The sequence below is a fragment of the Allobosea sp. P4_H5 genome (genome assembly GCF_056400825.1).
The window spans coordinates 105,123-128,612 of the sequence record NZ_JBFUKM010000015.1 but is presented as its reverse complement, the minus strand read 5'-3'; the positions used below and the strand labels follow the sequence as shown (position 1 = coordinate 128,612).

Here is a 23,490-nt window from a genome sequence, read left to right as displayed (position 1 = left end):
TGATGTTCTCGCTATCAGAGCCGATTGCCGCTGGCGAGGCAACAGTCTTTGTATGCTGTATGCACGATCACACCAGCAGGCTCAGAGCCCGCAGGCGACGGGCACGACGCTCTTGCCCGCGGCCTCGGCGATGGCGCCTGTGCTCAGCTCGCCGGTCGCTGCAGCTGCCGCCGGCCTGGCATCGGCCTTCTCCAGCATCGCCTTGAGCTGCGCAATGCCTGCAATGGCGTAATTGCGCTGCGGCGCCACCCCGGCGATCAGGGCCTTGTCGGAGGGATTGGCAGTGACCAACCCGGCGAGCCGGCCCTGCCGGTCGAAGACGGGGCTGCCGGCGCCACCCGGCTGCAGGGGCGCGAGCACGGCGTCGCTCGTCACCTCTCCGGGCAGTGCGACCGCAGTGCGCGCGGCGGCGGTTCCGTCATAGGCAAGCACCACCACCGCCTCTTTCGCGGCGGGCGCAGCATCGCGCAGCCCCGGCGCGGCGCCCGACGTCAGCCCGGGCACATCGAGCAGCGCCAGCCCGCTCGCCTGATCCTGCGCCCGCAGCTTCGCCGGGCGCGTACCGACCTTAAGCCCCCTGCAGGGATCGACGGCGGCACGCGCCGTCAGCACCAGTTCCTTGCCGACGACGAGTCCGACGCCGAAGCGCTCGGTCGCCGGCTGCGCCGGAGCGCTCGCGACCGCAGGAGCACCGGGAGCCGCCGGAGCGGGAGCCGGTGCCGCTCCGCTTGGGAACGGCTCGAAACTGTCGGCGATCGCGGTCACCACCTTGTCGAAGGTCGCGGAGACGCCCTTGTCATAGCCGACCGAGAAGCCGCGCAGGCCCGACGGCCCGAGTGCCTGCCGCCGGAAGAACTTTCCGGTCGGCGTCTCGCCGGCGACAACGAAGAAAGTCGGCTGCAGCAGCTTGTAGGTGACCTTGCGCTGGATGTTCGGGTTGACCGCGATGGCGCGCTCGAAGATCGCCTGCAGCGGCTCGCTCGCAGGACCGGCGCTGACGTCGAGCGTGATCTTGCCGTCGCCGCTCTGCCAGCGGCTGCCGCCGGCTGCGGTCGCCTCGCGTTTGGGCAGGAGCTTTTGCGGTATGCCGATGCGTACACCGGTCGGCTGGTCGGTGATGACGGCAAAGCCTGCGGCATCGCGCGCCGTCCTGGCGAGCCGCGCCAGCTCCTGCCGCTCGGGCGGGGTCAGTTGCCCATTCGGCTCGCCGCGCCCGGCCTTGAAGCTATTCACGGCGCGGAAGGTCAGCGCCCCGAAATTGCCGGTGGCCGCGCTGTTGAGATGGCCGGTCCAGATCAGATCAGCCTGGATCGCCTTGCGCTCGGTTTCTGGCAGGGCGGTGTAGGCCTGGGTCGCCGCGGCGAGCCGCGGATCGGCCGGCTGCTGCGCCTGTGCGGCGCCAAGGCACGCAACAACGCCGGCGATACCGATCCAAGAGGAAACCTTGAGCACGACCATCTCCTCATTCCAGACCGCGCCGCGACGCGGCGCCATTCAGCGTCAGGCTTACCGCAGAGGCAAGAGGCGAGAAGGGCTCAATCGATCGCAAGCCGAGTTGCGCCCGACGCGCCCGGTGCTAGCTTCGCGCAGCGCAATGCGATGACCCGTCATCGCGTCGACGCCTGCCGCGGCCAGTATCCTGCCGCCCGCCTTTTCGGAGACCGAGCCATGCGCCATCTCGTCCGTCTCGCCCTCCTGCTCGGCCTGACTGTCGCCGCCGGACCCGCTTTCGCCCAGAAGGCCTATGTCCGGCCCGATCTCGCCAGCGACGGCCAGCGCCTGGAAGAGCGCCTGAAGCGCGAGGTCTCGGTCGGCCAGCGCCCCTTCGCCACTCTGCTGCGCGACGGCACCGCCGCCCTCGGCCGTGGCGACGCCCGCGCCGCCCTGCCGCTGGCCAATGCCGCGGCGGTCGCCGATCCCACCAATCCCGGCGGCTGGCGTCTGATGGCGCAGGCGGCGAGCGGCATCGAGCCACGCGATTATCGCGAGCGCTACGAATTGCGCGAGCGCGCCGTCAGCGCTGCCTATCTCGCCTATCAGCGCTCGACCTCGCGCCCGGATGAGGCCTCCTCGCTCGGCGTGCTCGCCCGCGTCTTCGAGAAGCACGAGCTCTGGCGCCCGGCACTGACGACCTATCGCCTCAGCCTCGACCTCGCCGACAACGCCTCATTGCGCACCGATTACGAGGCGCTGCGGGCCCAGCGTGGCTTCCGCCTGACCTCCAACAAGGTCGATTCCGACGCGGCGAGCCCGCGCGCCTGTTTCGAGTTTTCCGAGCCGCTCTCGCGCGGCCGTGTCGACTTCACGCCTTACGTCGCCATCACCGGCAAGGGCGATTTCGCCGTCACCGGCGAAGAACGCCAGCTCTGCGTCGACGGATTGCGCCATGGCGAGCGCTACAGCTTCGTCATCCGCCAGGGCGTGCCTTCGGCCATCCCGGACGAGAAGCTGCTGAAATCGGCCGATTACGAGGTCTATGTCCGTGATCGCGCCCCATCCGTGCGCTTCACCGGCAAGAATTACGTGCTGCCGCGCACCGGCCAGCAGGGCGTGCCGGTGGTCTCGGTCAACGCCGACAGCCTCGACCTCGAAGTCATGCGCATCGGCGACCGCAACCTGATCGGCTCGGTCCACTCCGACGACTTCCTCAGCCAGCTCGGCAGCTACAATGCGGGCCAGATCGCCTCCGACAAGGGTTCGAGCGTCTGGAAGGGCACGATGGCGGTGAAGTCCGAGCTCAACAAGGACGTCACCACCGCCTTCCCGGTGCTGGAAGCGGTCGGCCGGCTCCAGCCCGGCGTCTACGTCATGTTCGCCAAGCCGACCGGCAGCACGCGGACCGCGAGCTCGTCGGACAGCGACGGCGATTATGACGACGGCACCACGCGCGCGACGCAATGGTTCGTCGTCTCCGATCTCGGCCTGACCTCGTTCTCCGGGCCGGATGGCGTGCATGTGCTGGTGCGCTCGCTCGCCGACGCCTCGCCCGTCGCCAATGCCGAACTGCGCCTGATCGCCCGCAACAACGAGGTGCTGGCGACCGTCCGCTCCGATCGCGACGGCTATGCCCGCTTCGACGCCGCCCTCGGCAAGGGCCAGGGCGGCAATGCGCCCGGCCTCGTCACCGCCAGCGTCGGCGAGGATTACGGCTTCCTCGACCTGAAGCAGACCGCGTTCGACCTCTCCGATCGCGGCGTGAAAGGCCGCGTCGCCCCGGCCGGGCTCGACGCCTTCCTCTACACCGAGCGCGGCGTCTACCGCTCCGGCGAGACCGTCTACCTGACCACGCTGCTGCGCGACGCCAAGGGCGCCGCCGTCTCCGGCCTGCCGCTGACGCTCGTCGTCAGGCGGCCCGATGGCGTCGAATATCGTCGCCGCCAGGTCGAGGATCAGGGCGCCGGCGGGCGCGCCCATTCGATCCCGCTGATCTCCGGCGCCCAGATCGGCACCTGGCGCGTCCAGGCCTATTCCGATCCGAAGGGCGCTGCGATCGGCGAAATCTCCTTCCTGGTCGAGGATTACGTCCCCGAGCGGCTGGAGCTGACGCTTTCGCCGAAGAAACAGGTTCTGCAGGCCGGCGAGCCGGCGGAGATCGACGTCAACGCGCGCTATCTCTACGGCGCGCCCGGCTCTGATCTCGACGTCACCGGCTCGATGACCGTGCGCTCGGCGGTGCAGACCGCGATCCCCGGTTTCGCCGGCTACGAGGTCGGCCTGACCGACGAGGCTTTCGAGCCGCAGCAGGCCGAGTTCGAGGATGCCGCCAAGACCGGCGCCGACGGCAAGGTCACGATCGCCAACCCGGTCGCCCAGCCCGAGACCAACCGCCCGCTCGAGGTCGAACTGACCGTGCGCGTCGGCGAGCCCGGCGGGCGCGCCATCGCCCGCTCCGTCACCCTACCGATCGTGCCGAAGGGCGCCGCCATCGGCGTGCGCAAGGCCTTCAAGGAAGGCGAGCTCGGCAATGGCCAGACCGCCACCTTCGATGTAATCATGGCCCAGGGCGACGGGCGCCGCCTCGCCCGCCAGGGCGTGAAATGGACACTGTCCAAGGTCAGCCGCAATTATCAGTGGTTCTACCAGGATGGCCGCTGGAACTATGAGGGGGTGAAGACAACCCGCCGCGTCGCCGATGGCGAGATCGCCGTCGCCGAGAACGCCCCGGCCCGCATCTCCGCTCCCGTGCAATGGGGCAATTACCGGCTCGACGTCAGTGCCGACGGCGCCGAAGCGACCGAGACCAGCGTCTCCTTCAATGTCGGCTACGAGACCGACAAGACCGCCGACCAGCCCGATGTGCTCGACGTCGCCCTCGACAAGCCGTCCTACGCCAATGGCGAGAGCATGCAGGTGCGCCTGACGCCGCGCTTTGCCGGCAAGGCGACGCTGGCGGTGATGAGCGACCGCGTCGCCGAGATCCGCACCGTCGACGTGCCGGCCAATGGTACGACCGTGACCATCCCCGCCAAGTCCGACTGGGGCGCCAGCGCCTATCTCGTCGTGCTCGCCCATCGCCCGATGGACACCCAGGCCCAGCGCATGCCCGGCCGCGCCATCGGCCTCGCCTGGTTCAGCGTCGGCAAGGAGGAACGCAACCTCGCCATCGATCTCGGCGCGCCCAATCTCGTGCGCCCGCTCTCGACGCTGTCACTTCCCGTCAAGGTCACGGGTGCGAAAGCAGGCGAAGACGCCTTCATCACCGTGGCTGCCGTCGATATCGGCATCCTCAACCTCACCCGCTTCGAGAGCCCCGATCCGAGCAAGTACTTCTTCGGCCAGCGTCAGCTCGGTCATGAATTGCGCGACCTCTACGGCTATCTGATCGACGGCATGCAGGGCGTGCGCGGCGCGATCCGCTCCGGTGGCGACGCCGCCCCGCAGCTCAATGGCGAGGCGCCAACGCAGGAACCGCTGGCGCGCTATTCCGGCGTGGTCAAGCTCGGGCCGGACGGCACTGCCAAGGTCGACTTCGAGATGCCCGCCTTCAACGGCTCGGTCCGCGTCATGGCCGTGGCCTGGAGCGCCGGCCGCACCGGCCAGGCCAGCGCAGACGTCTTCGTGCGCGACCAGATTGTGGCGCAGGCAACGCTGCCGCGCTTCCTGGCGCTCGGCGACCAGTCGCGCTTCCACATGCAGATCGACAATGTCGAAGGGCCAGCCGGCTCCTATCTCGTCGATCTCGACGTCAAGGGCCCGGTCGTCGTCGCGGCCGACGCAACCCGCCGCAGCATGACCATGGCCGCCGGCGCCAAGAGCTCGCTGACGATCCCGGTGACCGCCGCCGGGCTCGGCCGCGCCAGCTTCGACGTCAGGATCACCGGCCCGAACGGTATCGGCACGGTGCAGAACCTCGCCGTGCGGGTGCAGCCTTCGACCCAAACGATCGCGCGCCGGATCGTCCGCCCGATCCCGGGCGGCGGCTCGCTCACCGTCTCCTCCGATCTGATGGCCGACCTCGTGCCCGATTCCGGCGCGGTCTCCGTCTCGGTCTCGCCGGTCGCGGCGCTCGACGTCGCTTCGGTGCTGAAGGCGCTCGACCGCTACCCCTATGGCTGCACCGAGCAGACGATCAGCCGAGCGCTGCCGCTGCTGGTCGTCAACCGGCTCGCTTCGATGGAGCAGCTGGCGCTCGACGGTAACGCAGACGAGCGTGTCAACGCCGCGATCGAGCGCGTGCTCGCTCGCCAGGGCAACAACGGCTCCTTCGGCCTCTGGGGCGTCGGCGGCGAGGATCTCTGGCTCGACGCCTTCGTCACCGACTTCCTGACCCGCGCCCGCGAGCGCCAGTTCGCGGTGCCGCAGACCGCGTTCAACATGGCGCTCGACCGCCTGCGCAACCAGGTCGTCAACACCAGCGAGATCAACAAGGAGGAAGCGGCCGGCATCGCCTACGCGCTCTATGTGCTCGCCCGCAACGGCCGGCCGGTGATGGGCGATCTGCGCTATCTCGCCGACAACAAGCTCGGCGATTTCGGCTCAGCCTTGGCCCGCGCCCAGATCGGCGCGGCGCTCTCGCTGCTCGGCGACCGCACCCGCGGCCGCGCGGCTTTCAGCAGCGCGCTGGGAACGCTGCAGCAGGCCAGCGATGACGGCCTGTCCCGCGCCGATTACGGCTCGCGGCTGCGCGACGGCGCCGGCATCCTGACGCTGATCGCCGAGAGCAATGGCGAGCGCGCCGACCTCTCCCGCGCCGCCGACGTCGTCCAGAATGCCCGCCAGAACGCGCGCTACACCTCGACGCAGGAGAACATGTGGATGGCGATGGCCGCCGCGGCGATGGCCAAGGACGCGGAAGGCATGGCGCTGACCGTGGATGGCACCGAGCGCAAGGGCGCCTTCTATCGGACGGTCCCTCAGGCGACGCTGGAGGCGAAGCCTCTCGTCATTGGCAATCCCGGTACGGCCTCGGCCAATGCGGTGATCACCGTCTCCGGCATCCCGTCGACGCCGGAACCGGCGCTGAACCAGGGTTTTGGGCTGGAGCGCACACTCTTCACCATGAAGGGCGAGCGGGTCGATCCCTCGCGCCTGCGCCAGAACGAGCGCTATGTCGTCGCGCTCAAGGTGACCGAGCCGACGGCGCGCTATGGCCGCCTGCTGCTGGTCGATCCCGTCCCGGCCGGCCTGGAGATCGAGAACGCCAAGCTCACGGAGGGCGCCTCGGTCGAGGGCTTGAACTGGCTGAAGCAGGAGGTTTCGCCGGTGCATACCGAAGCGCGTGACGATCGCTTCGTCGCCGCCTTCGAGCGCAGCGGCGGCAAGAACGATCAGCTTGGCTACACGGTCGCCTATATCGCCCGGGCCGTCTCGCCCGGCCGCTATGTGGCGCCGGCGGCGGTGATCGAGGACATGTACCGGCCCGACCGCTTCGGCCGGACGGGCTTCGGCACGATCGAGATCACGTCGGCGCGGTGACGGCGCAATGGACGCGAAGTCCGAAAGACCGCGTGCTACGGAGCCCCCTCTCCCCTCGGGGGAGAGGGATGGGGTGAGGGCCGGCGCGACAATCGGTGGACTTGTCGCAAGCTGGACTGCCCTCATCCGTCAGCGCTTCGCGCTGCCACCTTCTCCCCCGAGGGGAGAAGGAAGGCGCCCTTGGCTTCGCCGGCTCGCCTATGCAGGCATAGGCGCCGCTGCACTGGCAGGCACTGGTGTCGGCTCCCTCTTCTGGTACGCTTCAACCCTGCCGCCAATCGACTTCGCCGCCGCCCGCGACCGCTCGACCGTGGTGCTCGACCGCGAGGGCAAGCTGCTGCGCCCCTTCGTCACCAATGACGGACGCTGGAAGCTGCCGGTCGGCGCCGATGACGTCGACCCGCGCTATCTTTCCATGCTCAAGGCCTTCGAAGACAAGCGCTTCGACGACCATGCCGGCATCGACCCTCTCGGCACCTTGCGTGCGGCGGGGCAGATGCTGGCGAATGGCCGCATCGTCTCCGGCGGCTCGACCCTGACCATGCAGGTCGCCCGCCTGCTCGAACCACGCCAGGAGCGCTCGCTCTCGGCTAAACTCAAGCAGGCTGTGCGCGCGATCGAGCTGGAGCGCCGCTTCAACAAGACGCAGATTCTCGACCTCTATCTCACCCTCGCCCCGTTCGGCGGCAATCTCGAGGGAGTGCGCGCCGCGAGCTTCGCCTATTTCGGCAAGGAGCCGAAGCGGCTTTCGACCGCGGAAGCTGCTCTGCTCGTCGCCCTGCCGCAATCGCCGGAGACGCGCCGGCCCGACCGTTTCCCGGAAGCGGCGCGCAAGGCGCGCGAGCGCGTGCTCGCCCGCATCGAGGCGGCCAGACTCGCGACCTCCGACGAGGTCGCCGCCGCGCGCGAAGAGCCGATCCCGATCGCGCGAAAACCCTTCCCCAACCTCGCCCCGCACACCGCCGAGCAGGTCGTCGCCGAGGCTCCCGAACAACGCAGCCAGCGCCTGACCATCGATGCGCGCTGGCAGGCCAGCCTGGAACAACTCGCCCGCGAGCGGGCCATCGGCCAGGGGCCGCAACTCTCGATCGCGATCCTCGTCGCCGACAACGAGACCGGCGAGATCCGCGCCTCGGTCGGCGGCGTCGATTATTTCGACGCCGGGCGCGCCGGCTCGCTCGACCTGACGCAGGCGCTGCGCTCGCCCGGCTCGGCGCTGAAGCCCTTCATCTACGCGCTCGCCTTCGACAACGGCCTCGCCCATCCCGAGACGATGCTGGAGGATCGGCCGACCCGTTACGGCCTCTATGTCCCCGAGAATTTCGACCTCGGCTTCCAGGGCATGGTCAGCGCCCGCAAGGCGCTGCAGCTCTCGCTCAATCTGCCGGCGGTGGAACTGCTTTCGGCCGTCGGTCCGCAGCGCTTCCTGTCGCGCTTGAAGGATGCCGGCGCGGCGATCGCCATGCCCAGGGATGGCGGCGCGCCCGGCCTCGCCATCGGCCTGGGCGGCCTCGGCATCACGCTCGCCGACCTGACGCGGCTCTATGTCGGCCTCGCCCGTGGCGGCGAGGTCGTGCCGCTGCATGTGAAGCCGGCGAGCGGCGTAGCCGAGCCGCCGCTACGCCTCGTCGAGCCGGTCGCCGCCTGGTATGTCGCCGATACCTTGCTCGGCGCTCCGCCGCCGCTCAACGCTCCGCCCGGCAGGATCGCCTACAAGACCGGCACCTCCTATGGCTATCGCGACGCCTGGGCCGTCGGCTTCGACCGCAAGCATACGATCGGCGTCTGGGTTGGCCGGCCCGACAACGGCGCGGTGCCCGGCCTCGTCGGGCGTGTGGTCGCGGCGCCGATCCTGTTCGACGCGTTTGCCCGCATCGGCTTCGATCCCCATCCCTTCGTCCAGCCGCCCGGCACGATCGCCGCCAGCAGCGCGACCCTGCCGCCGCCGCTCCGGCACTTGCGCCAGGACGTGCCGAAGACCATCGCCGCATTGGCGACGCCGGGCCTCAAGCTCGCCTTCCCGCCCGAGGGTGCCAAAATCGATCTCGCCACCTCGGCCCTCGATGGCAGCCCTCAGCTCAACCTCAAGGTTTCCGGCGGCGTTGCGCCCTTCACCTGGCTGGTCGACGGTGCTCCTGTGATGTCGGCGGTGAAGCGCCGGGAAGCCGCCTGGCAGCCACCGGGCAAGGGCTTTGTCCGGATCTCGGTGATCGATGCCTCCGGCGCCAGCGAGAGCGTCTCGGTCAGGCTGCAGTAGCCAGAGCATTTTCGAGCGAAGTGGATACCGGTTCGCGTGAAGAAAATGCGATAATCAAGCAGTCTTACTCGATCTTGACGCCGCTCGCCTTGATGATCGGAGCCCAGCGCTCGATCTCGGCGCCGACGAAGCTGCGCAGACCGGCGGGCTCCTGCAATTCGGCCGAGGGGATTTCGGCGCCGAGCTCGTTGAGCTTGGCCTTGACCGTCGCATCGGCCAAGGCTGCTTTCAACGCTCCGTTCAGCTTGGTGACGACCGGCGCCGGCGTGTCCTTCGGTGCGAACATCGCGTTCCAGACCTCGACCTTGAAGCCGGGCACGCCGGCTTCCGTGCTGGTCGGCACATCCGGCAGCGCCGTCGCCCGAGCGACCGAGGCAACGGCGAGCGTCTTGATCGTGCCGGCGCGGTGCTGCGGGGCGACATTCACCGCCTGGTCGCAGAGATAGTCGACCTGGCCGGCGACGAGGTCGTTCATCGCCGGGCCGGTACCGCGATAGGGCACGCCGTTCGGCTTGACCCTGACGACGGTGTTGAACAGCAGGCAGGTGGTGTGACTGACCGAGCCGATGCCGGCATGGGCGTTACTCGCAGCCTTCTCGTTCGCCTTCACCCAGGTGACGAACTCGGCGAGCGTCGCGCTCGGATGGGTCTTGCGGACGGTCAGGAAGATCGGGTTGGTGTTGACCAGCCCGACCGGAGCGAAATCCTCGACCGGCCGGTATTTCAGGTTCGGATTGAGCGAGACCGCCGCGGCATGCGTGCCGGTATGGCCGATCAGGATGACATGGCCGTCGGCGGGCGCGGCCATCAGGCGCTGCCCGGCGAGCGTACCGGCGGCGCCGACTGCGTTCTCGATGATCACCGGCTGGCCGAGCGTGCGGCTCATATGCTCGCCGACAAGGCGCCCGACCACGTCGGTCGGCCCACCCGCGGCGAACGGGATCAGCATGGTGACCGGCTTGCTTGGGAAATTCTGCGCCTGCGCGATCGAACTTGCCATGCAGGCAGCGAGCGCCGCAGCCTTGAGCCAGAAGCCAAATCTCATGCCGTTCCTCCCGTTCAAGTCACGGGCGGCTGCCTGAGTTCTCGCTCATTGGGCACCGCCGCCGCGACGGTTAGCGTCGGGCGGCGGCGAAAGCGAATAGACGTTTCCGCTAAGGGCTATCCGGATATCCTCTACCCGGATCGCCGGTCACTCCGCCGGCTGCGGATGCGCCTCGGCCGGCGCATGGCGCGAGCCGTGCTTGCTGCGCGCCATGTAGCTGTAGGCCACCGGCACGACATAGAGCGTGAGCAGCGTGCCGAAGGTCATGCCGCCGACGATGACCCAGCCGATTTGCGAGCGGCTCTCGGCGCCAGCGCCTTCCGCCAAGGCCAGCGGCACGGCGCCGAGCACCATCGCACCGGTGGTCATCAGGATCGGGCGCAGGCGCAGCTCCGCCGCCTCGACCAGGGCGTCGACGAGCTCCCGGCCCTCCTCGCGCAGCTGGTTGGTGAATTCGAGGATCAGGATGCCGTGCTTGGTGATCAGCCCGACCAGCGTGATCAGGCCGATCTGGCTGTAGACGTTGAGCGTGCCGCCGGAGAAATAGAGCGCGGCGAGCGCACCGGTGAGCGAAAGCGGCACCGAGACCATAATCACGACAGGATCGACGAAGCTCTCGAACTGCGCCGCCAGCACCAGATAGATGAAGCCGAGCGCCAGCAGGAAGACCAGCAGGATCGAGGAACCCGACTGCTTGAACTCGCGGCTCTGGCCGGAATAGTCGGTCTGGAACGAGGTCGGCAGCACCTTCGCCGCGCCCTGCTCCAGCACGCTCAGCGCATCGCCGAGCGAGTAGCCTGCGCCCGGCACCGCCGTGATCGTCGCCGAGCGCAGCTGGTTGAAGCGGATCAGCTCCTTGGGCGCGACGTTCTCCTCGACCTGGACCAGGCTGGAGAGCTGCACGACCTGGCCGCCGCGGCCGATCAGATAGATCGACTGCAGGGCCTGCGGCGTGTTGCGATCCTGGCCGGCGACCTGCAGCATCACGTCGTACTGCTTGCTGTTCATGTTGAAGCGGGTGACCTGGCGCCCGCCCAGCAGCGTCTCCATGGTGCGGCCGATCACATCGACGCCGACGCCGAGATCGGCGGCGCGCTGGCGATCGATCGAGACCTTGATCTGCGGCTTGTCGAGGATGAGATTGCTCTCGATGTTCGTCAGCGCCGGATTGCCCTGTACCTCGGCGATCAGGCGGTCGACGTTCTGCTTGATCTCGGCATAGCTGTCGGAAGAGCGCAGCACGAACTCGACCGGCTTGCTGTTGGCGCCGCCCTGGCCAAGCGAGGGCGGGTTGGTCGCGAACAGGCGGATACCGGGGATCTGCGACAGCCCCTTGTTGATCTGCGCGACCAGGTCCTGCTGCTTGCGGTGGCGCTCTTCCCAGGGCTTGAGGCGCGCGAAGGCGATCGCCCGCGTCACATCGGGGAAGCCGACGATGACGAGGTAGCTGTCGACCTCCTGGATCTTGCTGAAATAGTCCTCGACCCGCCGGGCATAATCGGCGGTGAAGGCCATGGTCGCGCCTTCGGGCGCGACGCCGATCGCGGTGATGGTGCCGCGATCCTCGACCGGCGCCAGTTCGGAGCGCAGGTTGGTGAAGAAGAAATAGCTGCCGCCGGCGACGCCGAGCGCCAGCAGCACGATCACCGGCCGGATCGACAGCGCAAAGCGCAGCGAGCGGCGATAGCCGCTCGACAGCGCCTCGAAGAAGCGTTCCAGGGCGTTGTAGAGGAAGTTGTGCTTGTTCTCGTGGCGCAGCAGCTTGGCGCACATCATCGGCGTCAGCGTCAGCGCGACGAAGCCGGAGACCAGCACGGCGCCGGCGAGCGTCAGCGCAAACTCGACGAAGAGCTTGCCGGTGCGCCCGGTCGAGAACGCCATCGGCGCGTAGACCGCGACCAGCGTCAGCGTCATCGCAACGACCGCGAAGGCGATCTCGTTGATGCCCTTGATCGCCGCCTTGGTCGGCTCCACCCCGTCCTCGATATGGCGGTGGACGTTCTCGAGCACGACGATGGCGTCGTCGACGACGAGGCCGATGGCGAGCACCATCGACAGCAGGGTCAGCGTGTTGACCGTGAAACCCATCGCATACATCAGCGCGAAGGCGCCGATCAGCGAGACCGGAATGGTGACGAGCGGGATCAGCGTCGCGCGCATCGAGCGCAGGAACAGGAAGATGATCAGCACGACGAGGACGACCGCCTCGCCGATCGTCGAGTAGACCGCCTTGATCGAGCGGTCGATGAAGATCGAGGTGTCGTAGGAGGTCGCGATCGACATGCCGTCGGGCAGGTCCTCGCGAATGCCCGGCAGCGCCGCGACGACGCCGGCGGAGACGTCGAGTGGATTGGCGGTCGCCTGCTTGACGATGCCAATCGTCACCGAAGGCTCGCCGCCGAACCAGGCTGCGTTGCGCTCCTCGCGTGCGCCGAGCTCGACCTTGGCGAGATCGCGCAGCTTGACCGGGAAGCCGCTAGCGTCCTTGACCGTGATCTCGCGGAACTGCTCCGGCGTGATCAGGCTGGTCTGCGAGAGCACGGTGAATTCGCGGTCGTTGCTCTCGATCCGGCCGGACGGGATCTCGACGTTCTGGGAGCGCAGCGCCGCCTCGATCTCCTGCACGGTGATGGCATAGGCGGCCATGCGGGCGCGATCGAGCCAGATGCGCATGGCGAACTGGCGCTGGCCGAGAATACGGACCTCGGCGACGCCGGTGATGTTCTGGACCCGGTCGGAGATGAAGCGGTCGGCGAAGTCGGTCAGCTCCAACGGCGAATGGCGCTTGCTGGTCAGCGACAGATACATCACCGGCTGGGCGTCGGCCTCGACCTTGGCGATGATCGGCTCGTCGATCTCGTCGGGCATGCGGCCGCGCACGCGGCTGACACGGTCGCGCACGTCGGAAGCCGCGACGTCGGGATCGACGTCCGGGCGGAAGCGCACCGAGATCTGGCTGCGCTCCTGGCGGCTGGTCGAGTTGATGATCTCGATGCCCTCGATGCCGGCGATCGAGTTCTCCAGGATCTGCGTGACCTGCGTCTCGATGATCTCGGCGCTGGCGCCGCGATAGACCGTCTGGACCGAGACGATCGGCTCATCGATGTTCGGATATTCGCGCACCGTCAGGCGCGTATAGGAGACGAAGCCGATCAGGACGACGAGCAGGCTGAGGACGGTCGAGAGGACCGGCCGGCGGACGAAGAGCTCGAACAGGCTCATTGCTGCGCGACACCTGGCTGCACGGCGCCCGGCAGCGAGCTGGTCTGGACCGAGGCCTTTTCCTTGATCGCCACGGTCGAGCCGTCACGCAGGCGCATCTGGCCGGCGGTGACGATCTGCATGCCGGCTTTCAGCCCCTTCACCACCTCGACCTTGCCGAGCAGGCGCTTGCCGAGCTCGACCGGCATGCGCCGGGCCTTGCCGCCCTCGATGATGAAGACCGCCTTGCCGACGCCGTCGGGCACCACCGCGGTCTCCGGCACGAGCAGCGCGTTGTCGCGCTTGTCGACCACCACGGTGACACGGGCGAACAGGCCGGGCTTCAGCACGAGGTCGCCATTGGGAATGGTGGCGCGCAAGCGAACCGCGCGGCCGTTGACGTCGACGACGGGATCGATCGCGAAGACCTGGCCGGTGAAGGGCCGGTCGGGCACCGCATCGACCTTGAGCTGGATCGGCTGGCCGACCTTGACCTGGGTCAGGAAGATCTCGGGCACGCGGAAGTCGACCTTGATCGGATCGATATTGGTCAGCGTGATCAACTGCTTGCCGACCGAGACGTAATCGCCGACGCCGACCGCGCGCAGGCCGACCACGCCGGTGAACGGCGCCTTGATCGTCGCCAGAGCGAGCTTGGCCTGGACGAGCTGGATCTTCGCTTCCTGCGAGGCGAGCTGCGCCGTCGCCTGCTCCAGCGCGACCTGCGTGCCGGAGCCGCGCTGCACCAGCGAGCGATTGCGGTCATGCGTGTCGCGGGCGAGCGAGAGATCGGCCTGGGCCTGCTTCAGCTCGGCGTCGAGCATGGCAGTGTCGAGCATGACCAGCTTCTGGTCCTTGGCGACCTTCTCGCCCTCCTTGAAGCCGAGCGCGACGACGCGGCCAGCCATTTCGGGAGCGATCACCACGGATTCGTCGGCGGCGAGCGTGCCGAGCGCCTCGACTTCCTCGTTGACCGAAGAGAGCTCGATCGCGCCGACCTCGACCGGCACGCCGGCGGCCTGCCCGGGGCCGGTCGCCTGTGCCTGCGCCTGCTGGCCGCTGCCCTTGAAGTGGTTGCGGTAGCCGTAATATCCGCCGCCCGCCAGCCCGGCGACCAGGATAAGGAGGAGAAAACGCTTCATCAGGCTGGACGCTCCGGGAGTACGGACATATTCTAGACTGGACGGTCTAGTTTGATAAGCACCCTTTAAGGGCGGAAGCGTGACGGAATGATCAATGCACGGACGCGGTAGCGCCACCGCTGCAGAAGCAAGACCGATGCCGGCCGAAAAATCACGGCCGGATAAACATGACGCGATCACCAAGGCCGCTTCGGAAACGTTCCTGGCCGAGGGCTTCGACCGCGCCAGCCTGGACCAGATCGCCCAGCGCGCCTGCGTCTCCAAGCAGACCATCTACAGCCATTTCGCCGACAAGCAGGCGCTGTTCCTGGCGATCTGCTCCGAACTCACTGAAAAGCTGACGATTCCGCTGCGCCGGCCGCCGAGCGAAACCGGCGATCTGCGCACCATCCTGCTGCGTCTCGGCAAAGATGCGCTGGCGATGATGCTGCACCCGGCCTCGCTCGACCTGCACCGCCTGATCATCGGGGCAGCCTCTCGCTTTCCCGAATTGGGACAGGCTGCCTACGAGGCTGGCGCCGGGCGTATGATCACGGAGCTCTCCGCCTTGCTCGAGCAGCGGTCACGATCCGGTGATGGCCTGCCGCGGGCACTCGCCCGCGAGGAAGCCGACAGGCTCGCCGAGCAATTCATCGGCATGCTGCGCGGCTTCCATCAGGTCCGCGGCCTGCTCGGAATCGATCCGGTTCCCGATGTGGCGCGCAAGGCTTATGTCGCCGCCTGCGTCGACCTGCTGCTGCGGGCGGGCTGACATTCTGGCTTCGCCTGCGAGTGCGGGCGATATGGTTGACGGTCGATGACCGGCCCTCCGCCTTGACCGTCCCGGAATGCTCCGCCTCCTGTCACGGCGCTGTCATCTGCCCCCGATACCGCATCATCCCGCAATCGCGGGAGAGTGTTGATGCTGCGTATCGAGGGTCTGACCAAGCGTTTCGGCGGTAAAGCCGCCGTCGACAACGTCACCCTGTCGATTCCACGCGGCGAGATGGTCGGCATCATCGGCCGCTCGGGCGCCGGCAAGTCGACGCTGCTGCGCATGCTCAACCGCCTCGCCGACGCCAGCGAAGGCCGCATCCTCAGCGAGGAGCGCGACGTCACCGCCCTGCGCGGCGCGGCGCTGCGGGCCTGGCGACGCGATACCGCAATGATCTTCCAGCAGTTCAACCTGGTCGGCCGCCTGGACGTGCTGACCAATGTCCTGCTCGGCCGCCTCAACCATCGCTCCGCTGCGCTGACGCTGGTCAAGAGCTTCTCGCAGGACGACAAGGTCCGCGCCATCGCCGCGCTCGAGCGGCTCGACATGGGCCATCTGCTCGCCCAGCGCGCCGAAACATTGTCCGGCGGCCAGCAGCAGCGCGTCGCCATCGCTCGCGCCCTGGTGCAGGAGCCGAAGATCATCCTCGCCGACGAGCCGATCGCCTCGCTCGACCCGCGCAACACCCAGGTCGTCATGGACGCGCTGTTCCGCATCAATCGCGAGGACGGCATCACCGTGGTCTGCAACCTCCACCATCTCGACATCGCCGCGAAGTATTGCGACCGGCTGATCGGCATGGCCGGCGGCAAGGTCGTCTTCGACGGCCCGCCGCACGCGCTGACCAGCGAGCTCGCCGCCGAGCTCTACGGCATCGAGGCCAAGGACGCCGGCGCCGAGGCGCTCGACGCGCTCGACGCCATCGCCAGCCAGGAAGCCAAACGCGCCAAGCAGAACGCCGCCTGAGACAGCCGGCGGCGTGCCCGCGGGCCTGCCCTTACGCCTGACTATTCACCATCGACTTTTCCAAAGGAGCACCACCATGCTGACCCGTCGTCATACCCTTACGCTCGCCGCGGCCGGCCTCGCCGCGACGCTCGCCGCCCCGGCTTTCGCCCAGGACTGGAAGGCGAAGTATCCCGAGCTGGTCTTCGCCATCATTCCCTCCGAGAACGCCTCGGGCGTCGTCGAGCGCTACACCCCCTTCGTGAACTATCTCGCCAAGGAGCTCGGCACCAAGGTCACGCTGCGCATCGCCAACGACTACGCCGCGATCATCGAGGGCCAGCGCACCGGCAACATTCATATCGGCATGTATGGCCCGGCCTCCTTCGCCCGCGCCTTGATGACCGGCGCCAAGATCGACGCCTTCGCGATCGAGACCAATATCGACGGCACCAAGGGCTATTACTCGGTCTTCTACGTGAAGAAGGACTCGCCCTATCAGAAGATCGAAGACCTGAAGGGCAAGAATCTCGGCCTGGTCGACCCGAACTCGACCTCCGGCAACAACGTGCCGCGCTTTGCGCTCGACGGCATGAAGATCGAGCCGGAGAGCTTCTTCGGCAAGGTCGTCTACACCGGCAGCCACGAGAACGCGGTCATCGCCCTGCAGCAGGGCACCGTCGACATCGCCGCCAACTGGTGGAACGACGAGCAGGAATCGAACCTGCTGCGCATGGACCGCAAGAAGATGGTCAAGGCGGACGATTTCCGCATCATCTACAAGTCCGAGCAGATCGTGAACTCGCCGATGGCCTACCTCACCGAGCTGCCGGAAGAGCTGAAGGCCAAGATCCGCGACACGGTGCTGAACCTCGCCACCAAGGACAAGGCCGCCTTCGACAAGATCTATGAAGGCAAGCAGGGCCCGCTCGTCGCCGTCGACAACAAGGCCTACGACCCGATCATCGAGCTGAACAAGTTCGTCGACGCGCTCCGCAAGAAGAAGTCGTCGTAAGTCTGACAGCCGTCATGCTCGGGCTTGACCCGAGCATCTCCTGATCGAGATTCCCGGGTCTGCGCTTCGCTTCGCCCGGGAGTGACGCCCAGTCCGGGACCGGCATCAGCCGGTCCCGCGACGTGATGGAAGCGCCCCCATGACACTCGCGATCGATCGCAACGACCCGGCCATCGCCGCCCATGCCGAGCTCTATCGGCGCGAAATGGCGGCCAGGCGCCTGCGCACCCTGCTTGGCGCGGCGATCTTCCTCGCCTGCGTCGCCCTCGCCGCCATCGGCGCCGAGGTGGATCCGGCCAGGTTCGCGCAGAATCTCTGGCGTTTCCCGAAATACATCTACGAGACCCTGCCGACCTTGCGGCTCTCCAGCCTCGGGGCCGATCTCGGCGAATGGTACTGGGGCCTCAAAGGCTGGCTGAAGCTGCTCTGGCAGACGCTCCTGATCGCCTATGTCGGCACTGTGCTCGGCGCCATCGGCGGCTTCCTGCTCTGCTTCACCGCCGCCGCCAATCTCGGCCGTTCCTCGTGGGCGCGCTGGGCGACGCGCCGCTTCCTCGAATTCTGCCGCACCGTCCCCGAAATCGTCTTCGCGCTGATCTTCGTCATCGCCTTCGGCCTCGGCCCGCTGCCCGGCGTGCTCGCCATCGCCATCCACACCATGGGTGCGATGGGCAAGCTCTTCTCCGAGGTGGTCGAGAACATCGACATGAAGCCCGTCGACGGCCTGACCGCGACCGGCGCCGGCTGGTGGCAGACCATCCGCTTCGCCGTGGTGCCGCAGGTGCTGTCGAACTTCGCCAGCTATGCGCTGCTGCGCTTCGAGATCAATGTCCGCGGCGCTTCGATCATGGGCTTCGTCGGCGCCGGCGGCATCGGCCAGGACCTGATCGAGGCGATCCGCAAATTCTATTTCACCGATGTCAGCGCCATCCTCTTGCTGATCATCGTCGCCGTGATGCTGATCGACTTCGCCACCGAGCGGCTGCGGCACACGCTGCTCAGCCTGGAGCATGGCAAATGACGCTCGCCCTCTCGCCCAGCGACCGTGCCGCGCTGATCGCCCGCCACAAGGCCGCGATCGACGGCTCGCTGAAGACCAAGCTGATCACAGTCGCCGTGATTGCAGGCCTCGCCGGCCTCTTCCTCTATGGCGTCGCCTCGCTCGAGGCCTCGATCTGGAAGATCATCGCGGGTTTTTCCAATCTCGGCAGCTTCGTCGTGCTGATGCTGCCGCCCGATCCCGGCTCGCTCGCCCGCGCCATCATCTTCGTCAAGGCGCTGTTCGAGACGATCGCGATCGCCTTCCTCGGCACCATCCTCGCAGCGATCCTCGCCTTCCCGCTCGGCTTCCTCGCCGCCAAGAACGTCGTCGCCAACCGCGTCGTGCACTTCTTCGCCCGCCGCTCGCTCGACACGGTGCGCGGCGTCGACGCGCTGATCTGGGCGCTGATCTGGATCAACGTCGTGGGCTTAGGCCCCTTCGCCGGCATGCTCGCGATCATGACCAGCGATCTCGGCGCCTTCGGCAAGCTGTTCTCGGAAGCCATCGAGGCGGCCGACAGGAAGCCGGTCGAAGGCGTCGCTTCCGTCGGCGGCGGCAAGGCGCATGAAATCCGCTTCGGCCTGATCCCGCAGGTGCTGCCGGTGATCGCCAGCCAGGTGCTCTACTACATCGAGTCGAACACCCGCTCCTCGACCATCATCGGCATCGTCGGCGCCGGCGGCATCGGCCTGCATCTGGCCGAGACGATCCGCACGCTGGAATGGCAGCAGGTTTCCTTCCTGATCCTGCTGATCCTGGCGGCGGTGACGACGATCGACTTCCTCTCAAGCAAGCTGCGCTTCGCCATCATCGGCAAGCGGGCGATCTGAGGCCCTCATCACACCGGCGCGGCACACTACATCTGTCCAGTTCGATCGAGGACGATAGGGGCGCGGGGAACCCTCTCCTGTAAGGAGAGGGCAGGGTGAGGTGTGGGAGATTGGACCAGCTCCGCGAGCGCTCACCGCGCGGTCGGGTTCAGGCCAACGTTTTCAGTCCGAACACCTCACCCCTACCCCTCTCCTTCCAGGAGAGGGGTTCCCGCGCATGTTCGATCAGACACTCCAGCCATGACCATGATGCTCGGCCTTCCGCAAAGTCATGTGCTATTCTGCATAATCTGAAGGCTACATCACACATCGTGATGCACAATCGCACAAGCTATCTCATCGGCATCCAAACTTCGGAGCAAGCCGATGACCCCGATCGACCTCTACACCTACCAGACCCCGAACGGCCATAAGGCCTCGATCATGCTCGAGGAAACCGGGCTGCCCTACGCCGTCAACCTCATCGACATCGAGACGGGCGAGCAGCACCGGCCGAGCTTCCTGGCGCTCAATCCGAACAACAAGATCCCCGTCATCGTCGACCACGACCATGACCAGACGATCTTCGAGTCCGGCGCGATCCTGCTCTATCTCGCCGAACGCTCCGGCGTGCTCCAGCCGAATGACCCGCAGGCGCTGGGCAAGACGCTGCAATGGAGCTTCTTCCAGGCGGCACATGTCGGGCCGATGATCGGCCAACTCTGGCATTTCAAGGTCTTCGCCAAGGAGAAGCTGCCCTACGCGATCGAGCGCTATGAGCGCGAGACCGCCCGCATCCTGCGTGTCCTCGACGGCGAGCTGGCGCTGCGGCCCTATCTGGTCGAAGCCAGCTACGGCATCGCCGACATCATGGTCTGGCCCTGGATCGACGCCCTGCCCAAGCTCGGCGTGAGCCTGACCGACACCCCTCATCTGCAACGCTGGCACGAGACGATCGCGGCCCGCCCAGCCGTGCAGCGCGGCCTTGCCGTGCCGGCGCTCGCGCACGCCGACTCCTGAACGCGTCGCTCGCTCCCGGCCAAGCCTACAGGACGTTTGTCATGGATACCCTCTTCATCCCCCTTTCCCTCGCCGCCGGCGGCCTGCTGGCGGTACAGGCCGGCGCCAATGCTCAGTTGTCGAAGGCGACGGGGAGCCCCTTCGCCGCAACGACGATCCAGGTCGTCCTCGCCGCCCTCCTCCTGCTGATCGTCGCGATCGCGACCGGCACGGCCGCCGCTTTCGGCGGACTGCGAGCCGTGCCCTGGTGGCATGCGATCGGCGGCGTCGCGACGGCGCTCTATGTCGCCTCGACCATCCTGGTCTTCCCGCGGCTCGGCGCGGTCGTCGCGGTTGGCCTGTTCATCGCCGGCCAGATGCTGGCCTCGCTCGGGCTCGACAGCTTCGGCCTGCTCGGCGTGCCCCAGCAGGCGCCGAAGCCCGCCACATTGATCGGCACGGCCGCCGTCCTGGTCGGCGTGGTCGCGATCGTCTTCGGCCAGAAGGGCGCGACCAAGGAGCTCTCCGGCTCCAAGCTCGGCTGGATGCTGCTCGCCCTCGTCGCCGGGGCGGTTCTGCCGGTGCAGGGCGCGATCAACGGTTTGCTGCGACACGATCTCGGCGCGCCCTTCGTCGTCGGCACGATCAGCTTCGCGGTCGCGACCTTGTCGATGATCGCCGTGCTGCTGGTGACGCTGCTGCTGATGGATGACGCGAGGCCCCAGCTCGGCGGCCTCAGGACGATGCCCTGGTGGGGTTGGATCGGCGCGATCTGCGGCGCGACCTATGTCACCACCGTCTTCGTCGCGATCCCTGCCATCGGCACCGCCGCAACCGTCGGCCTCACCGTCGCCGGCCAGCAGATCGTCTCGCTCTTCGTCGATCGCCATGGCTGGTTCCGCCTGCCCCAGCGCGAGATCTCGCCCCTGCGCTTTGCCGGCGTCGTGGTCCTGCTGCTCGGCGTCGCCGCGATCAAGGTCTTCTGACCCTCAGCCCTTCTGACGGCGCCGTCCTCCCCATTCCAAGGAGACATCCCATGTCCTGGTTGCTGCTCACCGGAGCCGGACTGCTCGAGATCGTCTGGGCGATCGCGCTGAAGCAGGCCGGCGGCTTCACGCGGCTGTGGCCAAGCCTGATCGGCATCGTCTCGGCCATCATCAGCTTCGTGATGCTGTCGCTGGCGCTGAAGCAATTGCCGGTCGGAACCGCCTATGCGGTCTGGGTCGGCATCGGCGCGCTCGGTGTCGCCATCGCCGGCATCGTCGCCCTCGGCGAGAGCGCCTCGCCCATGCGCCTTGGCCTGCTCGCGCTGATCCTGATCGGCGTGATCGGCCTCAAGCTGGTCGAGGCCTGATCCTCAAGCGGAGGGTGAGCCCTCGCCTTCCAGCAAGGCACGGCGCTTCCTGAAGGCACCATAGGCGAAATCGGTGAAGGCGCGGACGCGCGCCGCGGCGCGCAGGTCCTCATGGGTCAGGATCCAGAGCGCCGTCTCCATCTCCGGTATGGGACGGCGCACGCAAGCCAAGGCCGGGACGCTGTCACCGAGATAGCAGGGCAGCGCCACCAGCCCGAGCCCCGCCACCGCCACCTGCTGCATCGCCAGCAGCGAATCGGCCCGGAGCACGATCTCGCTCTTCGGCAGCTTCGCCTGCATCCAGCGCGCCACCGAGGTGCCGCCGAGCGTGTCGTCCGGCCCGACCCAGCGATGTTCAGCGAGGTCGGCGTAATCGTGCCGCGAGAGATAGGCGGGCGCGGCGTAGATCGCGAAGGCAATCTTGCCGACCCGGCGTCCGACCAGCGTCGCCGGTGGGTTGTCGGCGGTGCGCAAGGCGACATCGGCATCGCGCTTGGTCAGGTTGAACATCAGGTTGGAGACAGCGACCTCCAGGGCAATGCCGGGATGCGCCTCGCCGAATTCTGCCAGGATCTCCGGCAGGATCGAGCCCATCAGCGTGTCGGTCGCGGTGATCCGAAGCGTGCCGGAGAGGCGCAGGTCCTGCCCGGCGATCCTGCGTTCGAGCTCGGTGACGGTGCCGGAGATGCTGCGCGCCGCCGCGACCAGTTCCTCGCCGCCGGCCGTCAGCACATAGCCGGTCGGCAGGCGCTCGAAGAGGCGTAAGGCCAGCTGCTGCTCAAAGGCGGCGATGCGGCGCAACACCGTCGAATGGTTGACGCGCAATTCGCGCGCCGCGCCGGCAAGCGAGCCGGCCTCGGCGACAGCGAGGACATAGCGCAGATCATCCCATTCGAGCGCGGCCATGAGCCCCCTCGCCAGGTACTATGGGTCAGGCGACGCCCAGCGCCAGCAGATCGTGGACATGGACGAGGCCGACCGGCCTGTCTTGCGCATCGGCGACGATCAGCGCGGTGACGCGCAAACGGTTGACCATCTCCAGCGCCTCGGCGGTCAGCGCATCCGGCGCGATCTTGCGCGGATCGCGGGTCATCACGTCGCGCGCCAGCCGCCCGCCCCAGCCGGCGCCGTGCTTGCGGCGCAGGTCGCCATCGGTGACGACACCGGTGAGCTTGCCGTCGGCATCGATGACTATGGCGCAGCCGAAGCCCTTGGCCGTGATCATCGAAACGACATCAGGCATCGCCGCCGCCTCGCCGACAACCGGCAGGCGCTCGCCCGAATGCATGATGGTCGCGACGGTCTTGAGCTGCGCCCCGAGCTTGCCGCCGGGATGGTAGACGTAGAAGTCCTGGCGCGAGAAGCCGCGCGCCTCGAGCAGGGCGACGGCGAGCGCATCGCCCAGCGCCATCTGCATCGTCGTCGAGGTCGTCGGCGCGAGCCCGTTCGGGCAGGCTTCCTCGGCCTTGGGCAGGACGAGCGGGACATCGGCCTCGCGGCCGAGCGCGCTGTCGCGATTGGCGGTGATCGCGATCAGGCCGACGCGGAAGCGGCGGGTGTAGCCGACGATCGCCGAGAGCTCGACCGCCTCGCCCGACCAGGACAAAGCGATGACGACGTCCTCGGGCTGGACCATGCCGAGATCGCCATGGCTGGCCTCGGCCGGATGGACGAAATAGGAGGGTGTCCCGGTCGAGGCGAGCGTCGCCGCGATCTTGCGGCCGACATGGCCGGATTTGCCCATGCCGGTGACGATGACGCGGCCAGTGGCAGCGCGGATCATTTCGACGGCGGCGGCGAAGGGGTCGGCGAGCCCGTTGCCGATCGCCTGGTGCAAGGCGTCGAGCCCGGCGCGTTCGGTGGCGATGGTGCGAAGGGCGGAAGCGCTGATGGTCGCGGTCATGGAGCGCGCCTCTAGCACGGCGCAGGCCCGCCTGGCCACCGGCGCCGGCGCATTGACGCGGCATTAACCCTCTTCGTTCTAACTCCATTAACCATGCGCGCCGGCCCGG

At 67.7% G+C, this 23,490-nt stretch carries 16 protein-coding genes; 10 read left to right on the top strand and 6 right to left on the bottom strand.

The features are described 5' to 3' along the window. Positions 1–81: 81 nt before the first annotated feature. On the bottom strand, positions 82–1,452 hold the full coding sequence (locus AC1DS0_RS26335; protein ID WP_476817180.1) for a S1 family peptidase: 1,371 nt from the start codon (positions 1,450–1,452) through the stop codon (positions 82–84). Between the two features lie 216 nt (positions 1,453–1,668). Between AC1DS0_RS26335 and AC1DS0_RS26330 the strand changes: the two genes are divergently transcribed. Beyond that, positions 1,669–6,915 (top strand): alpha-2-macroglobulin family protein, encoded by a 5,247-nt coding sequence (locus tag AC1DS0_RS26330; protein ID WP_476817179.1) that lies wholly within the window; start codon positions 1,669–1,671, stop codon positions 6,913–6,915. Positions 6,916–6,922: 7 nt separating this feature from the next. Then, the gene (gene pbpC, locus AC1DS0_RS26325) at positions 6,923–9,172 is read left to right on the top strand and encodes a penicillin-binding protein 1C (protein WP_476817178.1); all 2,250 of its coding nucleotides are present in this window, start codon (positions 6,923–6,925) and stop codon (positions 9,170–9,172) included. 64 nt (positions 9,173–9,236) lie between these two features. Here pbpC and AC1DS0_RS26320 read toward each other — a convergent pair whose 3' ends face one another. The 3 genes from AC1DS0_RS26320 to AC1DS0_RS26310 form a co-directional block, all read right to left on the bottom strand. Beyond that, the gene (locus AC1DS0_RS26320) at positions 9,237–10,217 is read right to left on the bottom strand and encodes a tripartite tricarboxylate transporter substrate-binding protein (RefSeq protein ID WP_476817177.1); all 981 of its coding nucleotides are present in this window, start codon (positions 10,215–10,217) and stop codon (positions 9,237–9,239) included. 147 nt (positions 10,218–10,364) lie between these two features. Next, positions 10,365–13,439 carry an efflux RND transporter permease subunit gene (locus AC1DS0_RS26315; protein ID WP_476817176.1) on the bottom strand — a complete coding sequence of 1,025 codons (3,075 nt, stop codon included), beginning with the start codon at positions 13,437–13,439 and terminating at the stop codon, positions 10,365–10,367. Continuing rightward, complete coding sequence (locus AC1DS0_RS26310; RefSeq protein ID WP_476817175.1) at positions 13,436–14,560, bottom strand: efflux RND transporter periplasmic adaptor subunit; 1,125 nt, start codon at positions 14,558–14,560, stop codon at positions 13,436–13,438. The genes AC1DS0_RS26315 and AC1DS0_RS26310 overlap by 4 nt, the downstream gene beginning before the upstream one ends. 136 nt (positions 14,561–14,696) lie before the next feature. Between AC1DS0_RS26310 and AC1DS0_RS26305 the strand changes: the two genes are divergently transcribed. The 8 genes from AC1DS0_RS26305 (at position 14,697) to sugE (ending at position 21,478) form a co-directional block, all read left to right on the top strand. Continuing rightward, a complete protein-coding gene (locus AC1DS0_RS26305) occupies positions 14,697–15,311 on the top strand; it encodes a TetR/AcrR family transcriptional regulator (protein WP_476817174.1) in 615 nt (204 codons plus the stop codon). A 150-nt stretch (positions 15,312–15,461) separates the two neighbouring features. After that, positions 15,462–16,280 (top strand): phosphonate ABC transporter ATP-binding protein, encoded by an 819-nt coding sequence (gene phnC / locus AC1DS0_RS26300; RefSeq protein ID WP_476817173.1) that lies wholly within the window; start codon positions 15,462–15,464, stop codon positions 16,278–16,280. 76 nt (positions 16,281–16,356) lie between these two features. Further along, positions 16,357–17,274: a phosphonate ABC transporter substrate-binding protein gene (gene phnD / locus AC1DS0_RS26295; protein ID WP_476817172.1), complete on the top strand. Its 918-nt coding sequence runs from the start codon at positions 16,357–16,359 to the stop codon at positions 17,272–17,274. 139 nt (positions 17,275–17,413) lie between these two features. Beyond that, complete coding sequence (gene phnE, locus AC1DS0_RS26290) at positions 17,414–18,295, top strand: phosphonate ABC transporter, permease protein PhnE (protein ID WP_476817171.1); 882 nt, start codon at positions 17,414–17,416, stop codon at positions 18,293–18,295. Continuing rightward, entirely contained in the window at positions 18,292–19,146 is an 855-nt protein-coding gene (phnE, locus tag AC1DS0_RS26285; RefSeq protein ID WP_476817170.1) for a phosphonate ABC transporter, permease protein PhnE, read from the top strand. The genes phnE (AC1DS0_RS26290) and phnE (AC1DS0_RS26285) overlap by 4 nt, the downstream gene beginning before the upstream one ends. A gap of 366 nt (positions 19,147–19,512) precedes the next feature. Then, complete coding sequence (locus tag AC1DS0_RS26280) at positions 19,513–20,145, top strand: glutathione S-transferase family protein (protein ID WP_476817169.1); 633 nt, start codon at positions 19,513–19,515, stop codon at positions 20,143–20,145. A gap of 41 nt (positions 20,146–20,186) precedes the next feature. Continuing rightward, positions 20,187–21,110 carry a DMT family transporter gene (locus AC1DS0_RS26275; RefSeq protein ID WP_476817168.1) on the top strand — a complete coding sequence of 308 codons (924 nt, stop codon included), beginning with the start codon at positions 20,187–20,189 and terminating at the stop codon, positions 21,108–21,110. Positions 21,111–21,160: 50 nt separating this feature from the next. Next, entirely contained in the window at positions 21,161–21,478 is a 318-nt protein-coding gene (gene sugE, locus AC1DS0_RS26270; RefSeq protein ID WP_476817167.1) for a quaternary ammonium compound efflux SMR transporter SugE, read from the top strand. 3 nt (positions 21,479–21,481) lie between these two features. Here sugE and AC1DS0_RS26265 read toward each other — a convergent pair whose 3' ends face one another. Both AC1DS0_RS26265 and AC1DS0_RS26260 read right to left on the bottom strand, forming a co-directional pair. Beyond that, positions 21,482–22,384, bottom strand: a complete 903-nt coding sequence (locus AC1DS0_RS26265; protein WP_476817166.1) for a LysR family transcriptional regulator — start codon at positions 22,382–22,384, stop codon at positions 21,482–21,484. A 25-nt stretch (positions 22,385–22,409) separates the two neighbouring features. Further along, positions 22,410–23,381, bottom strand: a complete 972-nt coding sequence (locus tag AC1DS0_RS26260; RefSeq protein ID WP_476817165.1) for a KpsF/GutQ family sugar-phosphate isomerase — start codon at positions 23,379–23,381, stop codon at positions 22,410–22,412. Between the last annotated feature and the right edge of the window lie 109 nt (positions 23,382–23,490).

Bases quoted from the DNA above. Each gene is read 5' to 3' on its own strand.
- AC1DS0_RS26330 (WP_476817179.1), top strand. From the start codon at position 1,669: ATGCGCCATCTCGTCCGTCTCGCCCTCCTGCTCGGCCTGACTGTCGCC.
- pbpC (WP_476817178.1), top strand. From the start codon at position 6,923: ATGGACGCGAAGTCCGAAAGACCGCGTGCTACGGAGCCCCCTCTCCCC.
- AC1DS0_RS26320 (WP_476817177.1), bottom strand. From the start codon at position 10,217: ATGAGATTTGGCTTCTGGCTCAAGGCTGCGGCGCTCGCTGCCTGCATG.
- AC1DS0_RS26315 (WP_476817176.1), bottom strand. From the start codon at position 13,439: ATGAGCCTGTTCGAGCTCTTCGTCCGCCGGCCGGTCCTCTCGACCGTC.
- AC1DS0_RS26310 (WP_476817175.1), bottom strand. From the start codon at position 14,560: ATGAAGCGTTTTCTCCTCCTTATCCTGGTCGCCGGGCTGGCGGGCGGC.
- AC1DS0_RS26305 (WP_476817174.1), top strand. From the start codon at position 14,697: ATGCCGGCCGAAAAATCACGGCCGGATAAACATGACGCGATCACCAAG.
- phnC (WP_476817173.1), top strand. From the start codon at position 15,462: ATGCTGCGTATCGAGGGTCTGACCAAGCGTTTCGGCGGTAAAGCCGCC.
- phnD (WP_476817172.1), top strand. From the start codon at position 16,357: ATGCTGACCCGTCGTCATACCCTTACGCTCGCCGCGGCCGGCCTCGCC.
- phnE (WP_476817171.1), top strand. From the start codon at position 17,414: ATGACACTCGCGATCGATCGCAACGACCCGGCCATCGCCGCCCATGCC.
- phnE (WP_476817170.1), top strand. From the start codon at position 18,292: ATGACGCTCGCCCTCTCGCCCAGCGACCGTGCCGCGCTGATCGCCCGC.
- AC1DS0_RS26280 (WP_476817169.1), top strand. From the start codon at position 19,513: ATGACCCCGATCGACCTCTACACCTACCAGACCCCGAACGGCCATAAG.
- AC1DS0_RS26275 (WP_476817168.1), top strand. From the start codon at position 20,187: ATGGATACCCTCTTCATCCCCCTTTCCCTCGCCGCCGGCGGCCTGCTG.
- sugE (WP_476817167.1), top strand. From the start codon at position 21,161: ATGTCCTGGTTGCTGCTCACCGGAGCCGGACTGCTCGAGATCGTCTGG.
- AC1DS0_RS26265 (WP_476817166.1), bottom strand. From the start codon at position 22,384: ATGGCCGCGCTCGAATGGGATGATCTGCGCTATGTCCTCGCTGTCGCC.
- AC1DS0_RS26260 (WP_476817165.1), bottom strand. From the start codon at position 23,381: ATGACCGCGACCATCAGCGCTTCCGCCCTTCGCACCATCGCCACCGAA.